Annotated in this window: 14 protein-coding genes; 5 read left to right on the forward strand and 9 right to left on the reverse strand. The window is 69.8% G+C overall.

Translation table 11 applies throughout. The features are described 5' to 3' along the window. Positions 1–23: 23 nt before the first annotated feature. The 3 genes from ACWF82_RS14720 to ACWF82_RS14730 are packed head-to-tail and all read left to right on the forward strand — an operon-like array spanning position 24 to position 2,382. On the forward strand, positions 24–1,337 hold the full coding sequence (locus ACWF82_RS14720) for a PPE domain-containing protein (protein WP_452501390.1): 1,314 nt from the start codon (positions 24–26) through the stop codon (positions 1,335–1,337). Between the two features lie 32 nt (positions 1,338–1,369). Beyond that, complete coding sequence (locus ACWF82_RS14725) at positions 1,370–2,149, forward strand: ESX secretion-associated protein EspG (RefSeq protein WP_452501392.1); 780 nt, start codon at positions 1,370–1,372, stop codon at positions 2,147–2,149. Further along, entirely contained in the window at positions 2,149–2,382 is a 234-nt protein-coding gene (locus ACWF82_RS14730) for a hypothetical protein (RefSeq protein ID WP_452501394.1), read from the forward strand. The genes ACWF82_RS14725 and ACWF82_RS14730 overlap by 1 nt, the downstream gene beginning before the upstream one ends. A 93-nt stretch (positions 2,383–2,475) precedes the next feature. On the opposite strand, the gene ACWF82_RS14735 is transcribed toward ACWF82_RS14730, so the two are convergent. From ACWF82_RS14735 to ACWF82_RS14770, 8 genes are all read right to left on the reverse strand, one after another. Further along, positions 2,476–2,760: a DNA-binding protein gene (locus ACWF82_RS14735; protein ID WP_452501396.1), complete on the reverse strand. Its 285-nt coding sequence runs from the start codon at positions 2,758–2,760 to the stop codon at positions 2,476–2,478. Between the two features lie 119 nt (positions 2,761–2,879). Then, complete coding sequence (locus tag ACWF82_RS14740; protein ID WP_452501397.1) at positions 2,880–3,149, reverse strand: hypothetical protein; 270 nt, start codon at positions 3,147–3,149, stop codon at positions 2,880–2,882. Between the two features lie 53 nt (positions 3,150–3,202). Beyond that, complete coding sequence (locus ACWF82_RS14745) at positions 3,203–3,529, reverse strand: VOC family protein (protein ID WP_452501399.1); 327 nt, start codon at positions 3,527–3,529, stop codon at positions 3,203–3,205. A gap of 128 nt (positions 3,530–3,657) precedes the next feature. After that, a complete protein-coding gene (locus tag ACWF82_RS14750; RefSeq protein ID WP_452501401.1) occupies positions 3,658–8,301 on the reverse strand; it encodes an amino acid adenylation domain-containing protein in 4,644 nt (1,547 codons plus the stop codon). A 40-nt stretch (positions 8,302–8,341) separates the two neighbouring features. Further along, positions 8,342–13,447: an amino acid adenylation domain-containing protein gene (locus ACWF82_RS14755; RefSeq protein ID WP_452501402.1), complete on the reverse strand. Its 5,106-nt coding sequence runs from the start codon at positions 13,445–13,447 to the stop codon at positions 8,342–8,344. Between the two features lie 13 nt (positions 13,448–13,460). After that, the gene (nbtC, locus tag ACWF82_RS14760) at positions 13,461–16,694 is read right to left on the reverse strand and encodes a nocobactin polyketide synthase NbtC (RefSeq protein WP_452501404.1); all 3,234 of its coding nucleotides are present in this window, start codon (positions 16,692–16,694) and stop codon (positions 13,461–13,463) included. Beyond that, positions 16,687–18,009: a beta-ketoacyl [acyl carrier protein] synthase domain-containing protein gene (locus ACWF82_RS14765; protein ID WP_452501406.1), complete on the reverse strand. Its 1,323-nt coding sequence runs from the start codon at positions 18,007–18,009 to the stop codon at positions 16,687–16,689. The genes nbtC and ACWF82_RS14765 overlap by 8 nt, the downstream gene beginning before the upstream one ends. Further along, positions 18,006–18,758, reverse strand: a complete 753-nt coding sequence (locus ACWF82_RS14770; RefSeq protein ID WP_452501408.1) for a thioesterase II family protein — start codon at positions 18,756–18,758, stop codon at positions 18,006–18,008. Before ACWF82_RS14770 ends, ACWF82_RS14765 begins: the two co-directional genes overlap by 4 nt. 255 nt (positions 18,759–19,013) lie before the next feature. Here ACWF82_RS14770 and ACWF82_RS14775 point away from each other — a divergent pair, with 255 nt between their 5' ends. Beyond that, positions 19,014–19,679 (forward strand): GNAT family N-acetyltransferase, encoded by a 666-nt coding sequence (locus tag ACWF82_RS14775; RefSeq protein ID WP_452501410.1) that lies wholly within the window; start codon positions 19,014–19,016, stop codon positions 19,677–19,679. Between the two features lie 91 nt (positions 19,680–19,770). Here the strand turns inward: ACWF82_RS14775 and ACWF82_RS14780 are convergent, their stop codons facing one another. After that, complete coding sequence (locus tag ACWF82_RS14780) at positions 19,771–21,087, reverse strand: SidA/IucD/PvdA family monooxygenase (RefSeq protein WP_452501412.1); 1,317 nt, start codon at positions 21,085–21,087, stop codon at positions 19,771–19,773. Positions 21,088–21,220: 133 nt separating this feature from the next. On the opposite strand from ACWF82_RS14780, the gene ACWF82_RS14785 reads away from it, so the two are divergent. Further along, on the forward strand, positions 21,221–21,928 hold the full coding sequence (locus ACWF82_RS14785; protein ID WP_452501414.1) for a siderophore-interacting protein: 708 nt from the start codon (positions 21,221–21,223) through the stop codon (positions 21,926–21,928). Positions 21,929–22,006: the final 78 nt, after the last annotated feature.

Here is a 22,006-nt window from a genome sequence, read left to right on the forward strand (position 1 = left end):
CCTTCGGTGAGTTCGCGGGTCACGTGGGCACTCTCGGCATTTTCAAGGTCATGGACAACTATGACCGAGCCGATGAATTCAGCCGGCTCGATCAGGACGGCAGGGAGAAGTGGGAGGGCGACCGGACCATCATCAGTGATGAGTGGTCGCGGTTGAGCGCCAATTCCGGTCTGACGATGGACAAAGCGGCGGTGACCAGCCCGGAGCCGTTCAGCACTTGGACGCACAAGCAAATCTGGCAAGCGCTCAACGGACCGGACGGTCTGTCCGGGGTGAACGCTAGGGACGTGAATGCCGGTGCGGATGGCTGGCGCCAGCTCACGACGGGGACCGAGACCGCGGTCAACAACTACCGGACCAGCTTCGAGCGGGTGCTGTCCGAGAAGTGGTCGGGGGAATCGGGTACCGCGGCGATCGACGCGGTGAAGAGCTACACCGCCGATGCGACGAAGCTACCCACGGCGTTTCAGATGGTCGCCAACGGTATCGATCATATGGAAGGCCTTCTCGGACAAGCGAAGATCGCGATCCCGAAACCGGAGAACGTGTCTGATTTCGACGAGTTCATCAGCCACATTCCCGGCAACGGCGTGGTCAAGGCCGCGAAGCATCGCGCCACCGAGGCTGAAGAAGACGCCCGGCTCTTCATGATCGGCACGTATCAACCGGGTTCGACCACCGTCGATAATCAGACGCCGGTGCTTCCGGTGCCGAAGAACGATGCCACCGATCCCGGCGGCGTGCCCGGCAACGGCGGCAACGGGGGCAGCAACGGCGGGGGCGCCGACAACAACGGCAACAACAACGGCGGCGGTTCTCCCGCAACGAATCCTGCTGCCACCCAAGAGGATCCAACCACCACAACGCCGCAGACCACCGACTCCGGCGACGATCAGGACGACAGCTCCGAAGACGACTCGACCGAACCCAGCAGCACCGACCCGACGGCGACCAACCCGGCCGCCACAACGCCCACCGGGACCGGCCAGCCGACGGGTGACAAGCCCGCCGGAACCGGTGGTGGCTCCCCTGGTTCCGGCTCGCCCGGCGGCGGGATCGCCGGGGGTCCGACCGCGCCCGGCGCGGGCCGCAGCGTGGCGGGTTCACCGGTCGGCGCGAACCCGGCCGGGTCTGGTGCCCGCGCCGCGGCGGGCGGGGCCGCGGGTGCGCGTGGCATGAGCGGGATGCCCGGCATGATGGGCGGCGGGCGTGGCGGCAACGGCAAAGACGACGAGAACGAGCACACCACTCCCGATTACCTCATCCAGGACCGGGAGAGCGAGCTCATCGGGCAGCTGCCGCCGACACTTCCGCCGGGCGGGGTGATCGGCGCGTGAACTGGAACCAAGCACTATCGGACGGCGAAACGATGCAGCCCAGGCAGGTGCCTGTCGGCCGCTGGGTGCTCGACCCGCACGCGTTCGCCATCGGACTCGAAGCCCATGGCCGGGACCGGCTGCCCTACCCACTGACGTTCCAGCCCGAGTTCGCGGAAACCATCGAGATCCACAACGAGCGGCGCCAGGCCGCCGGACGCAGGTTGCAGCAGGTCTACGACGAGGGTCTGCACAAGGTGTTCGGTGCGCTGCTCGAACCTCAGGTGCGCGTCGAGATCGAGGGCTTGCACGGCCCCGGTCAGATCGAGGTCGTGCGCGTGTTCGCCGGGATCATCGAGGACCATGCGGCATTGGCGGTCCAGGCTCCTGGCCCCACCCGTGAACAAGGCGGCGACCTCACCTTGAGCATCGTGCCGCTGGCCGACCTCGCCGCCGAGATCGTCGCGAAACTCCCCCACGCCCAAGGCGGAACAACGCCGCGCTTCCAGGGACGCCGCAGCGATCTCGACGCCGCCACCTACGCCAGACATCCCACCCGGCTGTCCCCGGTCGAACAGACGCAGCGCTTCTTCCGCCGTCCCCGCATCAGCACCGGCGAGATCACCGTCTACCCCGGCTACCAGGTGGATTCGCGGCCGACCTCCGACGGCAAAGCATTCCTCTGGCTGGACTACCCGGACGACGGCCGCTATCTGATCCAGCACCACGACGCCGACAACTTCACCGTCATCCCTGGCCCACTCGCCGAACTGACGCATCGGCTCGCCAAGCACATCGCGATGTTCACCGACCGACTGTCCCGGACGACTTGATGGCCATCTACCTGGTCTTCCGGCTGCGTTCGGAGACCGAGGACGAAGCCGTCTACGAGTACGCCGGCGTGGATCATCAGTTCGACCAGGTGGTCATGATCAGGACCGCTGATTACGCGGTCAGCGTGCCGGACGGCGCGGTGGGCGGGTTCGCCATGCGGGTCGCCGGAAAGGCGATCCATGCCCACCGGACCTCCGGGGCATGGATCCGGTTCGGTTCGCAGCAGTCGTAGCACCGTCGAGGCCAAACGCGTACTGCTACAGGCCAATTCGGTCGACGGGTTTCCCGCCGGAGACGGCGCTGCGTGGCCGGTTGGCCTGTACGCCTATACGTCGATGATCGTCACGTGATCGCCGCAGAGTCGCTCCCAGTCGTCACGATCGGACGTGAGCACCACGGCCCGGCCGGGACTGCGGAGCGCCATCGCCGCGACCAGAGAATCGATCGCGTATTTGTGTCCGTGCAATCCGCCCGCATCTCGCAGGAGCCGGACCGCGTCGAGCGAATCGGCCTGGGTCACTTCCTCGACTCGCAGTCGCGACAGCACCCAGTTCAGCCTGTTGATATCCGTTTTGCCGCTGACCGCCTCGACGATCGTCAGCGCCGACACCCGGACGGGCACACCGTGACGTCGGGAAGCGTCTATTCGGGCGGTGAGTGCTCTGTCGTGGCGCAGCAGCAGCGAGAGCGCCTCGGAATCCAGAACTACCGAGCGCCCACCCGGCTGCGTCACGCAGCGCCCTGCGCGCCGCGCGAGGCGCCGTGCCCGAACATCTCTTCAGCGGCGGCCTCGACCTCCGCGTCCGTGAGCGGCTCGTGGCTGGACTCGAAATCGGCGACGATTTCCGCGAGCCCGTCCATCTCGAGCTGATGCCGCACCGCTTCGGCGACATAGGCAGACAGCCCACGCTTGCCCGCCCGGTCACGGACCGCGGACAGCAGGTCCGATGGCAGGGAAACGGAGACATTGGTGGTCGCGCCGGAGCGAGCGAGTGCCATACTCACGATTGTACGACACGGACTATTACATTGACAGGCCTGCCAGGCCGGCGCTACTTCCCGCGTAAGCCGAAAGGGTTGCCGTCGGAGTCGGTGAGGACGCAGATGCGGAGGTCGGGGGCCACGGTGCGGGGGGCCGATTGTTCGGTGGCGCCGGCTGCGAGGAGGGCGGCGCGGGTGGCATCGAGGTCGTCTACGTCGGTCATCGCGACCGGGCCGCCTTCGCCCTGGGGGTTGAGGCTGATCTCGAAGCCGTTGACGTTGAAACCGACGTAGTAGGGCTGGTCGGTGTGGGGTTCGCCGTAGAGGGCGGTGTAGATCTTCTTGGCGGATTCCAGGTCGGAGACCGGGATGACGACGGCGCCGATGGTGGGACTCATCTGGGGTTCCTTCCGAAAGACAGCGGGACTGCGTCGGGCGGAGATCGTTGATGTTCCGGAAACCAGGGTAGCCATCGGGAACGACGAACGCAGGCAGCCTGAGCCACCTGCGGTCGTCGGGGGTTCGTTCAGTTGTCGAGGTCGTCGGCGAGGGTGTCGATGGCCTCGGACCAGAGTTCGGCGAAGCGTGCTGCTCGGCTTTCGGTGAACAGGGCGGTGCTCCAGCGGAAGTTGGTGGTCAGGGCGGGGCCGGCGGGGGTGGTGCCGATGCCCGCGATGACGTCTATCGCGTAGCGGAGGGGGAGGTCGGGTTCGGGGTCGAGTGGGAGGGCTTCGTCGTGGGCGCCGACCAGGAGGGACCAGGGGTCACCTGCGGTGCCTGCGAGGTCGATGCGGCCCAGGTAGTTGAACTCGACCTGGGGTTCGGCGGCGGTGCGGAGTTCGGGGACGCGGTCGACGTAGCGGAGGAGGCCGTAGTCGAGGCCCTGGTTGGGGATCTCGCGCAGGTGGGTCGAGACGCTGGCGAGCAACGAGCGGGCCGCGGTCGGATCCGCTTGGGCGCGAGCGACATCCACCGCATGCTCGCCGACGCCGAGGCGGACGGGGAACACGCTGGTGAACCAGCCGAGGGTGTTGGCGGTGTCGGTGCCGAGTTCGGCGTCGGCGCGGCCATGGCCCTCTAGCGCGATCAATGCGCCTGCGGCGGGATCGTTTCCGTTGCCGGCGTGGATCGAGGCCATGGTCATGGTGAGGGCGGTGAGCAGGAATTCGCGGACGCCCTCGTCCTTGCCGACGCGGTTGAGGAGACGTTCGGTCACGGCGACCGGGGTGGCGACCGAGCTGACGCGCAGGGTGGACCAGGTGTCGGTGGCCGGGGCGGGCACCCGGGCGCCGAGTGCGGCATCGGGGGCGCTGACCTGGGCGGCCCAATACTCGCGCTGGGCAAGCACTTCCGGGTCACTGGCACGCTGCCACATGGCTTCCGACCACTGCCGGTAGGAGGTGAACTCGGGCAGCATCTTCGGGGCGACGCCGGCCTGGACCTGCTGCCAGGCGGCGGCCAGACCGTCGATCATGATGTGCCAGGAAACCACGTCGACGGCGAGGTGGTGGATCGCCAGCAGCAGGACATCACCATCGGCCGCGTTGTCCGAGCCTGGTCCTGCGCCGACCGCCGAGTCCGGGCCGACGCCCCCGCCGGTCTCGAGTGCCGCATCGGTGCTCACATCAACGGCAGGCGAACCAGCCGCACCGGCACCGCCAAACCACACCGCGCGGACCATGGCCCCGGTCCGCGGGTCGATGTCGTCATTGGCGATCCGCGCGAATCGGGTGATAGCCGAGTCGAGTTCCGCGCCGGTGAGTCCACGCGGCGCCTCGATCACGACATCGGTGGCCCGCACCGCACCGGGCGCACGCGTGACCATACGCGGCCCATCGGGAGTGTCGGTAAGGACGGCGCGCAAGGTGTCGTGGGCGTCGAGCAACGCCTGGAGCGTGGATTCCAGTCCGGCACGGTCGATTCCGGCGGGCAGGCGCAGCAGGGCGCTCTGGGTGAAGCGGCGGTAGTTGCCGTACTCGTACATCCAGGAGACCACCGGCAGCGGCGGCACCACGCCGTAGTCGTCGTCGGATTTCGCGGCGGTGACCGGCGATTCGTCGACCGCGGCGGCGAGTTCGCGAATGGTGGGGCAGGCCAGCACCATTCGCGGGTTGAGTGCGATGCCGCGGCGGCGGGCCTTGTTGACCAGGGAGATCGCGACGATGCTGTCGACGCCGAGTTCGTAGAAGTCGGCGTCGACGCCGGGGGCGCGGCCGTCGAACAGCTCGGCGAAGACCTCGCTCAGCGCGATCTCGGTGGGGGTCTCGGCGGCGGCGTTGCCGTCGGCGGCCGAGAGGGTTTCCGTGGCGAGCTCGTGCAGGGCGTGGCCGTCGAGCTTGCCGTTGACGTTCACGGGGAGCTGGTCGAGAACCACGATCCGGGCGGGAATCATGTACGCGGGCAGGCGCTGCGCCAGATCGGCGCGCACCCGGCCGACGACCACCGCGCGGCCCGCCTTGCCGACGACGAAGCCGACCAGCGACGCACCACCGGCGCGGCGCACCACGGTGACCGCGGCGGTGTCGATATCGGCGGAGCGGCGCAGCGCGGTCTCGATCTCGCCGACCTCGATGCGGTAGCCGCGCACCTTGACCTGCGCGTCGGCGCGGCCCAGGTAGCCGAAGCGGCCGCCGGGCAGTCTGCGGACGAGGTCGCCGGTGCGGTACATGCGCTGGCCGGGACGGTGCGGGTCGGCGCAGAAACGGTCGGCGGTGATGGCGGGCTTGCCGAGGTAGCCGCGGGCCAGCTGCACGCCGGACAGGTAGAGCTCGCCGACGATGCCGGGCGGCACCGGGCGCAGGCGCGAGTCGAGGACGTAGCCGGCCATGCCGCCGTTGGCGGTGCCGATGGTCGGGATCTCCGACGTGGCGACTGGCGCGACCACGGCTTCGACCGTGGTCTCGGTGGGGCCGTAGCAGTTGTAGACCGCGGTACCGGGCAGGGCGCGCAGTCGTGCCCACAGTGCGGTGTCGATGGCCTCACCGCCGAGGGCGAGCACCGGCAACTCACGGTCGAGCAGGCCTGCCGCCGCCAGCTGCGCCAGCATCGACGGGGTGGTGTCGATCATGTCGATGCCGAATTCGGCCATGCCGGAGACGATTCGGTGCGCGTCGCGCATCTCCTCGGCGTCGAACAGGTGCAGGGCCTGGCCTGCGAGGAAGCCGACCATCGGCTGCCAGGACGCGTCGAACCCGAGCGACCAGGCGTGCGCGACCCGTAGTGGGCGGCCGAGTTTGGCCATCGCGGGGCGGTAGAAACGCTCGAGGTGGTCGGCGAAGTATCCGGCCAGTGCGGCGTTGGTGCCGACGACGCCCTTGGGCTCGCCGGTCGAGCCGGAGGTGAAGATGATGTAGGCGCTGTGCTCGAGTTCGCGGCGGACCGTGGGGGCCTGCGCGGCCCGGGCGCCCATTCGATCGACGGCAGCGGGGTCATCGATCACCAGTACCTGCTGGTCAGCGGGGCCGTCCAGCAGGGCTCGATCCTTCGTGAGGAGGACGGTGAGAACCGGGTTCGACTGGCGCAGAATCGATTCGATGCGGCCAGCCGGGAGCGAGATATCGACCGGCACATAGGCCGCGCCCGCGGCGAAGGTCGCCAGGATGGCGACGATCGACGCGGTGCCACGCGGGAGCATCAGGGCGACGACGGTTTCCGGGCCGACACCGTGGGCGGCGAACTCCCCCGCCATCCGGCAGGCCTGGTCGTGCAGCTCGCGGTAGCTGAACACCTCGCCCGCGGTGGTGGTGAGCGCGACCGCGTCCGGTGTCGCGGTGGCCTGCTGCTCGAACAGCTCCCAGGGAGTCGCGGTCGGCGCGGGCGCGATATCGGTTGCCGCCGAGCGCAGTTCGGCGTGTTCGTCGGCGGTGAGCAGGTCGATCGCGTCGAGGGTGGCCTCGGCGTCGAGCTGCGGCAAGGTGCGCAGCACGGTGACCAGGCGGGCGCCGAGATCGGCGGGGTCGAGGTGGCCGAGCAGGGCCGGGATCGCCTCGACGAGGACGAGTAGGTCGCCCTCGCTCAGGTGCGAGACCACGGTGAGCGGGTAGTGGGCGAGGCTTTCCATCTCGATCGGCCGGAACTGCGCGCCGTCGGGGGCGGTGACCGTCTGGATGGCGTCGTCGATGGGGGCGTTCTCGAAGACGAACAGGGTGTCGAACAGGGCGCCGTGCCCGGCCGCGCGCTGCAGGGTGGACAGGCTGAGGTAGCCGATGTCGCGCATCGCGGACGAATCACGCTGCAGGCGCGCGCATTGCGCGACGACCGGTTCGGCGGGGTCGAGCCGGTGCACGACCGGCACGGTGTTGATGAACAGGCCGACCATGCCCTCCACGCCGGCGAGCTTCTCGGGGCGGCCGGAGATGGTGGTGCCGTAGACGACGTCGCGCCGGTCGGTGATCCGGCCGAGCAGCAGCGTCCAGGCGAACTGGACGGCGGTATTGAGCGTCATGCCGTTGGCGCGCGCCCACTGCTGTAGCTGCTCGGTCTCGGTGGCGGACAGGCGAAGTCGCGTGGTCTGTGGCACCGCGGAACCGCGATCGCCGGTGCCGTCGGCGAGCACGAGCGGGGCGCTGACCTGCTGGAGGTAGTCGGCCCAGCGGCGGGCGGCGGCGTCGTGGTCCTGGGCGCCGAGCCAGCCGATGTAGTCGCGGTAGGGGCGCGGGGCAGGCAGGCCGTCGAGGCTGCCGGCCGCGCGATAGACGGCGAGGAGTTCGGTGAAGAACACCGCGACCGCCCAGCCGTCCATCAGGATGTGGTGGGCGGTGAGGATCATCCGCTTGCGCGGTGCGGGCGCGTCGGTGACGTCGAGCAGCAGCACCCGCAGCGCGGGACCGCGGCTGAGCACGAACGGCACCCGGCGCTCGGATTCGGCGATCGAGTCGAATTCCGTTGTCCGGGCGTCACGCTCGGTCCAGGGCAGTTCCGCGCGGGACGGGATGATCTGCACCGGCTTGGGCACATCGGTGTCCCAGAACGCGGCGCGCAGGTTCGGATGCCGGTCGAGCATCGCCTGGGCGCTGCGGCGCAGCAGATCGGTGTCGAGCGGGCCGTCGATGTCGACCACGAATTGCATCGTGTACAGGTCGATCTCGGTGCCCGCTATCCGCGACAGGGAGAACAGCCCCTCCTGCAGCGGGCTCAGCGCGAGTACGTCTTCGATCTGCGGCGCACTCATGCTGCGTCCTCTCCTAGCTGCGTGGTCTTGCTGTCCCTGCTCATCCCTGGGCGGACCAGGCGGCCGTCAACGCGGACAAAGCGTCGGCTTCCAGACCCGAGGCGCTCATCGGCGCGTGCGAGACCTGTTCGGGCTTTTCGGCTTGCGTCTGCTCCGAGGCTCCGGCGGCGTCCACCGCGGCGGCGAGTTCGGTGATCGTGGCGCACTCGAACACCAGCTGCGGGGTCAGCGGCAGGCCGAGTTCCACGGCGCGGGCCGACCACTGGATGGAGATGACGCTGTCGCCGCCGAGACCGAAGAAGTTGTCCTCACCGGTGACGTCGTCGATTTCGAGCAACTCCTCGATCAGCGTGATCAGGGTGCGCTCGGTGTCCGAGCCTGCCACCGCGCCGGTGGCGACGCCGGTCGTGGTGACCGGCGCCGGGGCGGCGAGGAGGCGCTCGAGGTCCGCCGCAGGCAGTACCCGCAGGTCGGCGACCGGCAGGTCCGGGGTCTCGGCGAAGGCGCGCAGGGTGGCGGCCAGCGCGTCGGCGATGAGTGCCGCGGTGGCCGGATCGTAGAGATCGGCGTTGACGACGACGCGGACGTCCATGCCGCCGTCGGCGGTCACGTTCAGGCTCAGGTTCAGGTCGAGGAACGAGATGTCGAAGTCGGCGGGCAGCACCGTGACCGTCGACGCGCCCGAGGTCGCGAACGGCAGTGTGGTGGGTGCCCAGTCGGCGCCGCGGAAGTGGATCATGCTCTGGAACAGGGGGTTCCGTGAGCGGGAGCGGCGCGGGTTGAGCGCCTCGACGAGACGTTCGACCGGCAGTTCCTGGTGCGCGTTGGCGTCGAGCACGACGTTGCGGGCACCGAGCACGGTGTCGCGCAGGGTCGGTGCGCCCGACAGGTCGTTGCGCAGGACCACCATGTTGGCGAACAGGCCGATCAGGTTCGTGGTCGCCGGATCGGTGCGAGCCGCCACCGGGGTGCCGAGGGTGATGTCGGTGCCGCCACCGAGGGTGTGCAGCAGCGTGGCGACCGCGGCCTGGCAGACCATGAATTCGGTGGCGCCGCTGCGCATCGCGAGCGCTTCGAGACCGGACCGCACGGTGGCGGGCAGCGCGAAGGTGACCACCTCGCCGCGCTTGCCGAGCACCGGCGGACGCGGACGATCGTGGGCGACCGCGATCTCCTCGGGCACACCGGCCAGCTGGGTTCGCCAGAACTCGATCTGGGTCTGCGCGAACTCGCTCGGCTCGGCCTGGTCGAACAGCTCACGCTGCCACAGGGCGTAATCGGCGAACTGGATCGGCAGCGGGCTCCAGCCCGGCGCGTCGCCCTGTTCGCTGCGCGCCCGGTAGGCGACGGTGAGGTCGTCGAGCAGCACGCCGAAGGAGGCGTGGTCGGCGACGATGTGGTGCACCAGCAGCGACAGCACATGGGTGTCCGCGTCGAGCACCAGCAGTTCGGCGCGGATCAGCGGCTCGCCGTCGAGGGTGAAGGCGTAGTCGGCGATGGCCGCCAGTTCCGCGGTGAGCTCGCCGGGAGCGATCTCCCTGATGGGCAGCGGCACCGCGGTGGCGGGGTGCACGACCTGGTACGGGACGCCGTCGTGTTCGGGGAAGGTGGTGCGCAGGGACTCGTGCCTGGCGACGACATCATCGAGTGCCGAACGCAGTGCGGCGATGTCGAGCGCACCGTCGAAACGCATGGTCAGCGGCAGATTGCCGACCGAACCGGCGCCTTCCATGCGGTACTGGAACCACATGGCCAGCTGCGAGTACGACAGCGGAATCCGCTCGCCGCGCGCGCGTCCGCCGATCACCGGGCGGCTCGACGGTGCGGAGACGGCCGGAGCGGACTCGCCGTCAACGCCCGTCGGGCCGTCGGAACCGGAGCCGGCGCTCGGGTCAGCGTCGTCGTCGAAATCGGAGTCGACAGCATCGAGGTCGATGTCGAATTCGGCAAGGAAGCGGGCGACCAGGTTGGCGGCCAGAGCGGCGGGGGTCGGGCTGTCGAAGACGACGCGAACGTCCAGCTCGACGCCGAATTCCGCGCGCACCTGGGCGACCAGACGCGCGGCGAGCAGCGAGTGTCCGCCGAGTTCGAAGAACGAGTCCTCCGCGCCGACCTCGTCGAGGTTGAACAGCGCGCCGAACAGGGCACACACCTTGCGCTCGGTGGCCGTGGCCGGGGCACGGTGGGTGCGCACGACCGCGGGGGTCGCCGCGGGCAGCGCGCGCTTGTCGAGCTTGCCGTTGACGGTCAGCGGGATCTCGGGGATCACCGCGAACGCGCTGGGCACCATGAACTCCGGCAATGCGCCGGAGGCGAAGGCCTGCACCTGTTCCAGGTCGACGGTGCTCTCGGCGGGCACCACGTAGGCGGCCAGCATGGCGCCGATGGCGGGGTCCTCGGTCACCACGACGACGCAGTGCGCGACGGAGGGATGCGCGGCGATCGCGGCCTCGACCTCGCCGAGTTCGATGCGGAAACCGCGCACCTTGACCTGCTCGTCGGCGCGGCCGACGAAGTCGAGCTCACCGAAGCTGTTGCGGCGCACCAGGTCACCGGAGCGGTACAGGCGGGCGCCCGGGGTGAACGGGTCGGCGACGAAACGCTGCGCACTCAGTGCGGGGCGGTCCAGGTAGCCGCGGGCCAGCTGGTCACCACCCAGGTACAGCTCGCCGACGACACCGTCGGGCACCAGTTGCAGCGCCTCGTCCAGAACGTAGGTGTAGACGTTGCGGTTGGGGATGCCGATCGGCACCACACCGGTGCCCTGCGGACCCTCGACCGGCATGTGCGTCGAGCAGACCACGGCCTCGGTCGGGCCGTAGTGGTTACGCAGTTCGGCCTCGAGCGTGTTGGCGAACCGGTCGGCGACCTCGCCGGGCAGCGCCTCGCCACCGACGGGAACCTGGCGCAGCGAACGCCATTCGCTCACCTCGGGCAGCAGCAGGAAGGTGCTGAGCATCGACGGCACCATGTGCAGCACGGTCACCTGGCGACGCGTGATGAGGTCGGCGACGTAGCGGATATCGCGGAAAGCGTTGGGCTTGGGCACGATCAGCTGCGCACCGACGGTGAGGGTGATGGCGATGTCGACCAGCGAGGCGTCGAAACTCACCGACGAGGACTGCATCAGCCGGTCCTCGGCGGTCATGCTCCAGTCGGCGGTGAAGCAGACGATGTGTTCGGCGATCGCCAAGTGCGGCACCGGAACACCCTTGGGCTTGCCGGTGGAGCCGGAGGTGTAGATGACGTAGGCGAGGTTCGCGGGCAGCAGCGGGCGCAGCCGGTCCGCGTCGGTCGGCGCGGTCTCGGGCAGCTCGGCCGCCATCGACTCCGCGGCCGCCAATTCGACTGTGCCGAGCAGCAATCGGGGGTTCGCGTCCTCGACCAGGTACTCGATCCGGTCCTCCGGGTAGGCCGGGTCGATCGGCAGGTACGCGCCGCCCGCCTTCAGCACCGCGAGCACGGCGACGATGAACTCCACCGAGGTACCGAGGCGAAGGCCGACGATGTCCTCGGTGCCGATGCCCTGCCCGATCAGCCAGTGCCCCAACCGGTTCGCGCGCGCGTGCAGCGCGCCGTAGCTGAGCTCGATGTCGTCGGAGGCCAGCGCGCTCGCGTCGGGGGCGGCGGCAGCGGCGGCCTCGAGCAGCGCGACGAGGGTGGTCGCCGGCTGGTCGACGAGCACGCCGTGCGAGCGCTCCAGCAGCGCGGCGCGGTCGGCGGCACCGAGCATGTCGAGGTCGCCGAGCCTGCGCCGCGGGTCGCGCAGCGCGGCGTCGAGGAGCTGGCCGAAGTGCGCGAGCAGCTGGTCGACGATGGCTTCGGTGAGCACGTCGGTCTGGTATTCGGCTTCCACCACCGCGGTGCCGTCGTCCTCGAGGACGACGGCAAGGGCCAGCGGCACCTGCGCGCTCGCGGCGCCGAGGTCGAGCTGGGCGGAGGTGACGCCGTCGATGGCGAAGCCGTCGGCGCTCTTGCGCACGCTGAAGCCGAGCCGGACCAGCTGGTCCATGCCGTCGCGACCGGCGACGCGGTCCGGGTTGGCCTCGCGCACAACACGATCGATGCCGACGCCGCGTCGCGCGAAGGCGCCCGCGCAGGTGTCGCGCACAGCGGCGACGAGGTGGGCGAAGTCGTCGCGCGCGCCGAGGGTGGCGCGCAGCAGCAGGGTGTTGCCGAAGTAGCCGATGAGCTGTTCGGTGCCGGCGGGACGGTCGGTGACCGGGATGGAGACGAGGAAGTCCTCGGCGGCGGTGTAGCGGTGCACGAGGGCGTCGAAGCCGGCCAGCAGCACCATGAACGGGGTCGCGGCCTGTTCGCGCGCGAATTGTTCGGTGCGGCTGACGAGATCGGCGGGGAGGCGGTGGGTGCGGCGCTGGGCGTTGCGGCCGGGGTTGGCGGCGGCGGAGCCCGGCAGCTCGAGTGGTTCGGGCAGCGGGCGCAGGGCATCGCGCCAGTAGGCGACGTCGGCCTCGGCGGGTTCGGCGGTGGGCGCGATCGCGGCGAACTGGACGGTGTCGCCGCCTGCCCGCACGGCACCCGCACCGCGATAGGCGGCGTTCAGCTCGGCGAAGAACACGGCCCAGGAGTCGTCGTCCCAGCAGATGTGGTGGATGGCGAACAGCACCACATGCTCGTCGGCGCCGGTGCGGATCAGGGTGGCGCGCAGCGGCAGTTCGGTGCCGAGGGCGAAGGGGCGGCCGAACTCGCGCCGGGCCAGCACCTCCACCCGCAGGTCACGACCGGATTCGGCCAGGTCGGTCAGGTCGTGGGTCTGCCACTCGGCGCGCGCGTCGTCGGTGAACACCTGGAACGGCTCGCCGTCGGCATCGGCGCCGTAGGTGCTGCGCAGGATGTCGTGGCGGGCCACCACCGTGTCGAAGGCGGCGCGCAGCCGGTCGGCGTCGAGTGGGCCGGTGAGCCGGTAGGCGACGCAGATGGTGAGGGCGGTGTCGTCGGCGTCGCGGGTCTGCAGGAACCACATGCGGCGCTGGCCGGGCGTGAGCGGACGCCGCTCCCCCGCCACGATCCGCGGCACGGCGACGGGTTCGGTGGTGGCGGCGGCCATGCCGCTCGCACGCAGTTTCTGCTGCAGCAGCAGCTTGCGGCGTTCCGCGACGGACAGGGTGGCTTCGGTGTCTGACATGTTCTTCGGCCCCTCAGCCCTGGTTGGTGTTCTGTGCCATCAGCAGCACGACGTCGTCGAGCGACGCGCCGCCGAGAATCGCCGCGACCGGCAGATCGCGATCAAGTTCCGCCTTGACCCGCTTGCGGAAGTCCAAGGCCTGCAACGAGTCGAGGCCGAGGGCGACCAACGGCATGGTGGCGTCGATGGATTCGGCGCTGTCGCCGCCGATCACCTTGAGCAGTTCGGTGCGCATGCGCAGGTCGAGCGGGGTGCTGTCGGCCGGTGCGCTCGCCGGTGCCACGCGCACGGTGGGCGCGGCGTCGGCAGTGGGCTGCGGGCTCACGGCACCGGAGGCCTCGGCCGAACCCGCCTGCCGCACAAGCGCACTGGATTCCAGACCGGTGATCACGCTGTCCTGGCCGAAGGCGCCGAGCACCTCGCGCAGGAAGTCCCAGTCGGCGGCGATGATCATGCCGTCGCGGACGGGCTCGGCGAGCCCGGCTTCGATCGCGTCGGCGGGCACCATCGGGTACACGCCTGCCTCTTCCACGCGGGCGAAACCGGCGTCGTCGAGCGGACCGGCCACGCTCCACAGGCCCCATTGCAGGCTGGCCGCGGCGATGCCACGTGCGCGCAGCCTGCGGGCGGCGACGTCGAGCATGCGGTTGGTCACCGCGTACAGGATCTGGCCGCGGCCACCCAGGGTCGCCGCCATGGACGAGCACAGCAGGACGCGCGCGTTGCCTGCCAGCGGTGCGGCGTCGACGAGGTTGTCCAGGCCACGCAGTTTGGCGCTGGCTGCGGTGTTGACGTCGGCGGCGGTGATCTGGTCGAGTTCGGCGTCGACGTAGTTGACGGCGGCGTGGATCACCAGGTCGACCGGGCGATCGGCGATCTCGGCGCCGAAGGCGGCCGCCGCATCGGCATCGCTGACGTCGCACGCTCGCACCACGATCTCGGTGTCACCGAGACCACGCAAGCGAGTCAGTTCGCCTGTCAGCGCCTCGGTTTCGCCGCTGCGGCTGAGCAGGGTGACGCGACCGGCGCCGGTGCGCGCCAGGTGGTCGGTGAAGCGCAGACCCAGCTGACCGGTGCCGCCGACGATCACCACATGATCGAGATCGGTTCCAAGCGAACCCGTTTCGACGACGGTATCGGGAACCAGGCGCTTCACGAACACCTTGCCCGACCGCAGCGCCAGCTCGGCCTCACCGGTGGAGTGCACGGCGCCGACGATCTTGGCTGCCTGCGCGGACGCGGGTTCGTCCACGGCGAGATCGAGATGCCGGAACAGGATGCCGGGGTGTTCGATTCCGACGCTGCGGAATCCGGCGGTGACGCCCGACTGGAACAGTGCGGGGATCGGATCGCCGTCGTGCACGGTCTCACCGCCGACGGTCAGCAGCCAGCACTCGCCGCCGGGGCGCAACGCGGATAGCGCGGGGGCCCAGGCACGTTCGGCGAAGAACGCGGTGAGCGCGTCTACCGCACCGGCGCTGTCGTCGGTGGCGCTCGGCGGGAGCAGGATGATCACGGAGTCAGCAGCGGGCGTGTCGCCGTTGGCCGGCTGGCCACCGAGGGCACCGTCGAGCTCTGCCCGGCCGTTCGCACCCGGCACGGCCGCGGCAGCGTCCTGCCGGTCTGCGCGGGCGGCGCCGGCGAGCACGCGCGCGTCGGCGCCGTGGCGGTCGGCAGCGGTGACCAGTGCGGCGGCCAGCTCGGCGCAGTCGCCCGTCGGGTCGACGAGAAGCAGACTGCGCGGTGCGGTCAGCGAGCGGCGCCGCAGCGGGGTCCACTGTTCCACCAGCCGTTGCGGTTTCGGCGTGGTGACCACGAGTTCGGCCGGTGTCTCGTGTGCGCCGAGAGGCGCCCAGAGGCGCTTGGGTGCGGTGATGGTGTGCGGGAAATCGCGCAGCGGGAGGGTGACGGAGTCGTCGGCACGCAGTGCGCCCCAGCGATAGTCGGCGTCGAGGACGGCGACCTGAGCCAGGTTGCGGGTGAACTCGGACAATCCCTCCGCGGTGCGCAGCGAGGTGCCGAGGACGCGGAAGTCGCACGGGGGCAGGCCCGGGCGGTTCGGGACCAGGCCGAGGTTCTCCTGCAGTGCCAGTTGCAGCACCGGATGCTCGGCGACCTCGATCAGCAGGTCGACGCCGTCACTACCGGCGCTGACCACGGCGCGGTCGAACCGGACGCGGTTGCGCAGGTTCCAGAACCAGTACTCCTCATGGGTGAGGTCCGGCGTGATCGCCTCACCGAGAGTTGCGCCATAGCAGGCGATCTCGGATTCGGTGAAGTGGGTGCCGCTCATCTCGTCGCCGAGGAAGCCTTCGAAATCGGACCGCACCTCGGCGACGATCGAGGTGTGCGCCGGGTAGGCGACCCGGATCTCCCTGGCGAACTGGCCGCGTGCGGTGGCCGCGGCCACCAGGTCTACGACAGTGTCGCGGTCGCCCGAGATCGCCAGGATGTGCGGCGAGTTGACCACCGCGAGTTCGGCCCAGCCCGAATGCCGGGCCATCAGCGCTTCCACACCCTCGCGGTCCATACCGAACACGGCCATGGAATAGCCGCGCGGCGACAGCCGCTCGACCAGGCGGGCGCGGTGGGTCACCGCGAGCACCGCGTCGCGCAGGGTCATCACGCCCGAGACCGCACCGGCGGCGAGCTCGCCCTGGCTGTGGCCGATGGTCGCGTGCGGGTCGACGCCTGCCGCGCGCCACAGGGCGGCAAGGCCGGTCATGTGGAACATCAAGGCGGGCTGGACTTCCCAGACCGTATCCTCGAACTGGCCCTCGTTGCCGAGCAGGTAGTGCAGCGGCTGGGAGTGGCCGAAGCGCTCCTCGTGGAGGGCGGCGCATTCGTCGACCACTGCCCGGTAAGCCTGCGACTGCTCGTAGAACAGCGCGCCCATACCCGGGCGCTGGCTGCCCTGACCGGGGAAGACGAAGCCGATCTTGCGGGCGCTCGCCGCGGTGTCGGCCTGCACGACCAGGTCGTGAGCGGCGCCGGTCGCGATGGCGTCGAGAGCGGACAGCAGGTCGCTCGCCTGCGCTGTTCCGGTCGTCGGAGCGGCCAGGATCAGCGCGCGACGGCGGCGAGGTACGCGGGTACGGAACAGCATGTCCGCCAAGCGTTCCGCGGTGACCTCGGGGTGCGCTTCCAGGTAGCCGCGCAGGGCAGCGGCTTCGGCCCGCAACCCGTCGACGCTGTCGGAGGACAGCAGGACGGGAACGGAGCCGTCGGGCAGACGGTACTCAGCCATGGTTGGTCTCCTCCAGCACCGGCAGGCCGACGATGGCGTGCGCATTGGTTCCCGCGACACCGAACGAGGACACCGCCGCATAGCGCAGGCCGTCCGCGCGCGGCGCCCAGTCGGTGAGTTCGGCGGCGAGCCGCAGACTGGTCGCGTCCCAGTCGATATCGGTGGTCGGGGCGTCGGCCCACAGGCTCGGCGCGATCACGCCGTTGGCGCCGCACAGCAGCACCTTGATCAGCCCGAGCATGCCCGAGGCGGCCTGGGCGTGGCCCGCGTTGGACTTCACCGAGCCGAGCAGCGGGCCGTCGTCGCCGCGCTCCGGAGCGCCGTAAGTGGCCGCGAGCGCGGTCAATTCGAGCGGATCACCGACGGCGGTGCCGGTGCCGTGACCTTCGATCAGGCCGATGTCGTTCGCGCTGATCCCGGCCGCGGCGACGGTGTCCTCGATGAGCCGCTGCTGTGCCGTCGCGCTGGGGACCGCGATCGGCGCACCGGCGCCGTTGTGGTTGACCCGCGAACCGAGCAGCTGCCCGTAGATCCGGTGCCCGAGCGCCTTCGCGCGCGATTCCCGTTCCAGCACGATGACACCCGCGCCTTCACCCCACAGGGTTCCGGTGGGGTCGGCGGCGTAGGAACGGCAGTGGCCGTCGGTGGCCAGTGCGTTGTTCTTGGAGAACTCGTAGAACGCGCCGGGCGAGCCCATCACGCACACACCGCCGGCCAATGCCCACTCGCATTCGCCGGCCCGGATCGCCGAGGCGGCCTGGTGCACGGCGGTCAGCGACGAGGCGCACGCGGTGTCGACGCTGATCGACGGGCCGACCAGGCCGAGCCCGTGCGAGATGCGTCCTGCGACCGCGCCGAGCGCGGTGCCGGTGGCCCGGTAGCCGCTGTACTCGTTGACCTCCCCGACGCGGGGCCCGTACTCGACCGTCGAGACGCCCATCCACACACCGGCCGAATCACCGTCGAGCGCACCGGGATTGATGCCGGCGTGCTCGAGCGCGCGCCACGCCACCCGCATGGCCACCCGCTGCTGCGGATCCATGGCGACCGCTTCGCGCGGGGTGATGCCGAAGAACTGGGCGTCGAACTCGGTGGCGCCGTCGAGGAAGCCGCCCGCGTCGCGCACGGGGGCCCAGCCGTCGAGCCTGCCGAGGGCGAAGAGCTCGTCGAGCGGCCATTCGCGATCGCGCGGGAACGGGCCGATCAGCTCGCGGCCGGTGGCCAGCGCCGACCAGAACCCGGGCAGGGTGTCGATGCCGCCGGGCGCCTCGATGCCCATGCCGACGATGACGATGGGATCGATCACGGTGCTCATCGGGCCAGCGCCTGACCGGCGAGTACCTCGGCGATGCCGTCGATGTTCTCGTCGATGTAGAAGTGGCCACCCGCGAACAGGTTCACCTCGATCTCGGCGCTGGTGCTGGCCTCCCAGGCGTAGAGGTCACGCGGGCCGACGAACGGATCGTCGTCGCCGCCGAGGACCAGCAGGGGCGCGGCGACCTGGACGTCGGTGCCGCAGGAGTAGGCGTCGAAGGCGCGGTAGTCGGCCTTGAGGACCGGCAGGGCCATCCGCATGACCTCGCGGCTGGCCATCACGTCGGCACCGGTGCCGTTGAGGGCCGCCATGTGGTCGAGCAATTCCTCGTCCTCGGTGGGATGTCCAGGGAGCTCGGCGATCCGGTGCGGCGCGGCCGCCGCGGAGACCACCAGCAAACGCACCGACAACCCGGCAGCCTCGGCCAGCCGGACGAACTCGAACGCGGCGATGGAACCCATGCTGTGGCCGAAGATGGTCAGCGGGGCGCCGGTGTTGTGGGCAGAGTCACGGAAGGCTTCGAAGGCGCCTGCGGCCAGCTCGGGCAGGGTCTCGGCCGCGGCCTCACGCGCCCGGTCCTGACGGCCGGGGTACTGCATGATGACGGTGTCGAAATCCTGACCCATACGCTTGGCGAATACCCGATAGGCCGATGCGCCGGAGCCCGCGTGCGGGAAGACGATCAGCGGCGGTAGGGAGTCGGTCCGGGGGGCCTGGAATTGCCTGATCCAGCCGAGTTCTCTTGCCATGTCGCTCTCCCTCACCGGCCGCGCAGGGTCGCGCCGCCGTTTCACACTGTCCAACTCCGTGCCGAGGCACGGACCGGCCCGACACAGTCGTCCGGGACCGGGGCGAATCCTGTTGCACCCGAGACCGACCCGGTTCCGCCATGGCTGGCAACCACCGGGCGATCGGTCGGGCAACAGTAACACCAAGGCATTAGTATAGGCTAGCCTTACCAATCGACGTGACGAAGATTACGATTGAAATGGAGTACGGAGTAAATGAATCCCGCCGGGACCCTCTACGCGCTACCCCGCGAGCAGTCTGATCTGCCCGCCGAGGTGGCCGCCGCACCGGCGCCGGCGCTGCCGATCTTCGCGGCGCCCTTCGCCCTGCGTATGGCCGACCCGGACGGCACCGATCCCGAACTGCTCGCCGAGTGGATGGCCCGCCCGCACCTGCTCGAGTCGTGGGAACAGGACTGGGACGCCGATCGCCGCCGCACCGATTTCCAGGTGCAGCTGGCCGGAACCTATTCGCGCCCGTGCGTTCTCAGCCTCGATTTCGCGGTGCTCGGTCAGCCGGAACTCGGCACCCGCGACATCGCCTACGTCGAGTTCTACCGCGCCGCCAAGGACGAGATCGGCCGCCTCTACGACTCGGCTCCCGGCGACATCGGCTTCCACATCGCCACCGCCGATCCGGCCGTGATCGGCAAAGGCATCATGACCGGCTGGATCGCCACGATGGTCACCGCGGTCTTCGCCGCGAACCCCGACTGCCGCCGCGTCATGGGCGATCCCGACCACCGCAACCAAGCCATCTGCCGCAGCCTGTCCAAGGCGGGCTTCCACCTGGTCGACGAATTCGACGTGCGTCCCGACCGCCGTATCGCGCTCTACGCGGCGCCGCGCACCCCCGATGACATGCCGGTCGCCCGTCCCTGATCACCGGCGTAATCGTGCAATCCGCCTTCACTCAGTCAGTTTTCTGACTGCCGCGGCGCCGATTGCACGATTACGCCAGTCTTCCGGCCGCTCAGCGTGCGGCGGCGGCCCGCTCCCCCGCCCGCGCCCGAACCCGCTCGGTGCGCAGCACCCGGTCCGAGAGTTCGCCGAGGCAGCTGAGATTGGGGAAGCCGGGGCCCTGGGCCATCGCGGCCATGTTCGGCAGGTACAGCTTGCCGGCCAGTCCGGTGACGGCCAGGTCGTAGCCGATCGAGGACTCGATGCGCTGCTGGGTCAGCGGGCCGCCCACCGCGAGCTCGAGCAGGTCGGCGGTCTGCTGGTCGAACATGTCGAGGAACCACAGCGGCTGACCGCCGGTGGCGTCGACGACCAGGTCGAAGTTGTGCACCTGGTCGGCGCGCAGCTCGTTGGTCAGGGTCAGCGACAGCGACTCGCCCTGCGGCGCGATCTTGGTGACCCGGCCCTGCAGGTGGTGCACCCGGTTGTCGCCGAGCAGGCTTTCCTGCACGCGCACCGAGAACACGCCGCGGTCGGTGCGCCGGATGACGTCGCGGCGTTCCTGGATGCTCAGCGCGTTCCACTTCACCGGGTCGCTGAACAGCGAGTTCTCGAAGAAGCTCTCGCCGCGGGTGTAGAGCGTCGCCATCGGCGAGATCACCGAGATGGTGAGCATCTCGTGGCGGACGAGCTCGTCCAGGGCCGAGCCCGCGGTCTCGCCGCCGCCGATCACCGCGGCGCGGGAGGCGGCCGGGAGGCTGCGCTTGCCCGCGAGGTCCCAGAACTTCGCGATGCTGAGCACGCGCGGGTGTTCGGCGAGCGCGCGGCTGCTGCGGCCGGGGCCGGTGATCATCAGACCGTCGGCGGTGAGCTCGGTGCGGTTGCCGTCGGCGTCGACGACGCCGACCTGCCACTGGTCACCGACGGCGTTGCCACCGTGGCGGATCTGCTCGACCCGGCCGAGCACGAGCTCGAGGTCGATGGACTTGGCGACCCACTGCAGGTACTTGGCCCACACGTGATGCTGCGGGCTCGGCCTGCCGCGGTCGATCCACTCGGCGAAGGTGCCGTGCTCGATCAGGAACGAGGTCCAGCTGAACGCCGACATCGCCTGGTCGATGTCGCGGTTGTGCCCGCGCGCCCAGGTGGAGTGGTAGGGGAAGCCGATGTCCTTTTCCGGGCTGGTGCCGAGCCGGTGCTGACCATCGGTCCAGCCGCCGCTGGGTAGCCAGTTGCCGCCGACCGCGTGCGACTCGACGACGACAACGCGTGGGGCGGGCAGGCCGAGGGTGCGCAGGACATGCGATTTCGCTGCCACCGCAAGGGCTTTCGGCCCCGCGCCGACTACCAGGAGGGTTTCCACCGGTTTGTTCTCCACTCTCTCACGCATATCGCGCCGGGATCGTCCACAGGGCGATTGCCCGGACACGGCTCCCATATTTGCATAGGCTTACCTTATCTGACCAAACGCGCCCGCGAACGCCTATGCAGACAAACAAGTGACCTTAGGCTAACCTAACGGCATGGGTAAGGGATTGAATGGCCTGATTACCAAGGCCTGGGGCGGCGCCGACTACAAGCTGACGGTGACATCCAACGAGCAGATCACCGACAAGTTCGTGCGGATCGGCTTCACCATGGGCGGACTGCTCGCCGACCACCCGGTGCACCCCACCCAGTGGGTCCGCCTGTGGATTCCGGACGCCGAGAGCGACAAGCTGCACCACCGCGGCTACACCCTCGTCGACCCGAACCCGGAGGCCGACACCGCCAGCATCGACTTCGCGCTGCACAACGGCCCGGCCGCCGACTGGGCGCTCCGCGCCAAGCCGGGCGACATCCTCGACGTCACCGTGCTCGGCTCGGACTTCCAGCTGCCGGAACAGACTCCCAGCGAGTACGTCGTCTTCGGCGACACCGCCTCGCTGCCCGCCATCAATTCGCTGCTCGACGCCATCGGCGACACCCCGGCGCGAGTCTGGCTGGAATGGCAGTACGAGTCCGACCAGACCATCCCGGTGCGCAACAAGCCGCACCACCAGCTCACCTGGCTGCAGCGCATCGACGACGGCCGCCTGATGCGCGAGGCCGCGCAGGAGATGACCTGCCCCGCCGACGCGTTCGCGTGGGTCGCCTGCGACGGCCACACCACCCGCTCGATCGTAAAGGCTCTCAAGGGCCAGCACGCGCTGCCCAAGACCGCGGTCAAGTCGCAGGCCTACTGGAAGTGAGGCCGGGCGTCATCCCCCAGGCTGACGGCGATCGGTCCTCACGGCTGATGCGGGCGTAGTCGATACTGCGGCAAGCTG

It is taken from the genome of Nocardia sp. NPDC055053 (assembly GCF_053608285.1).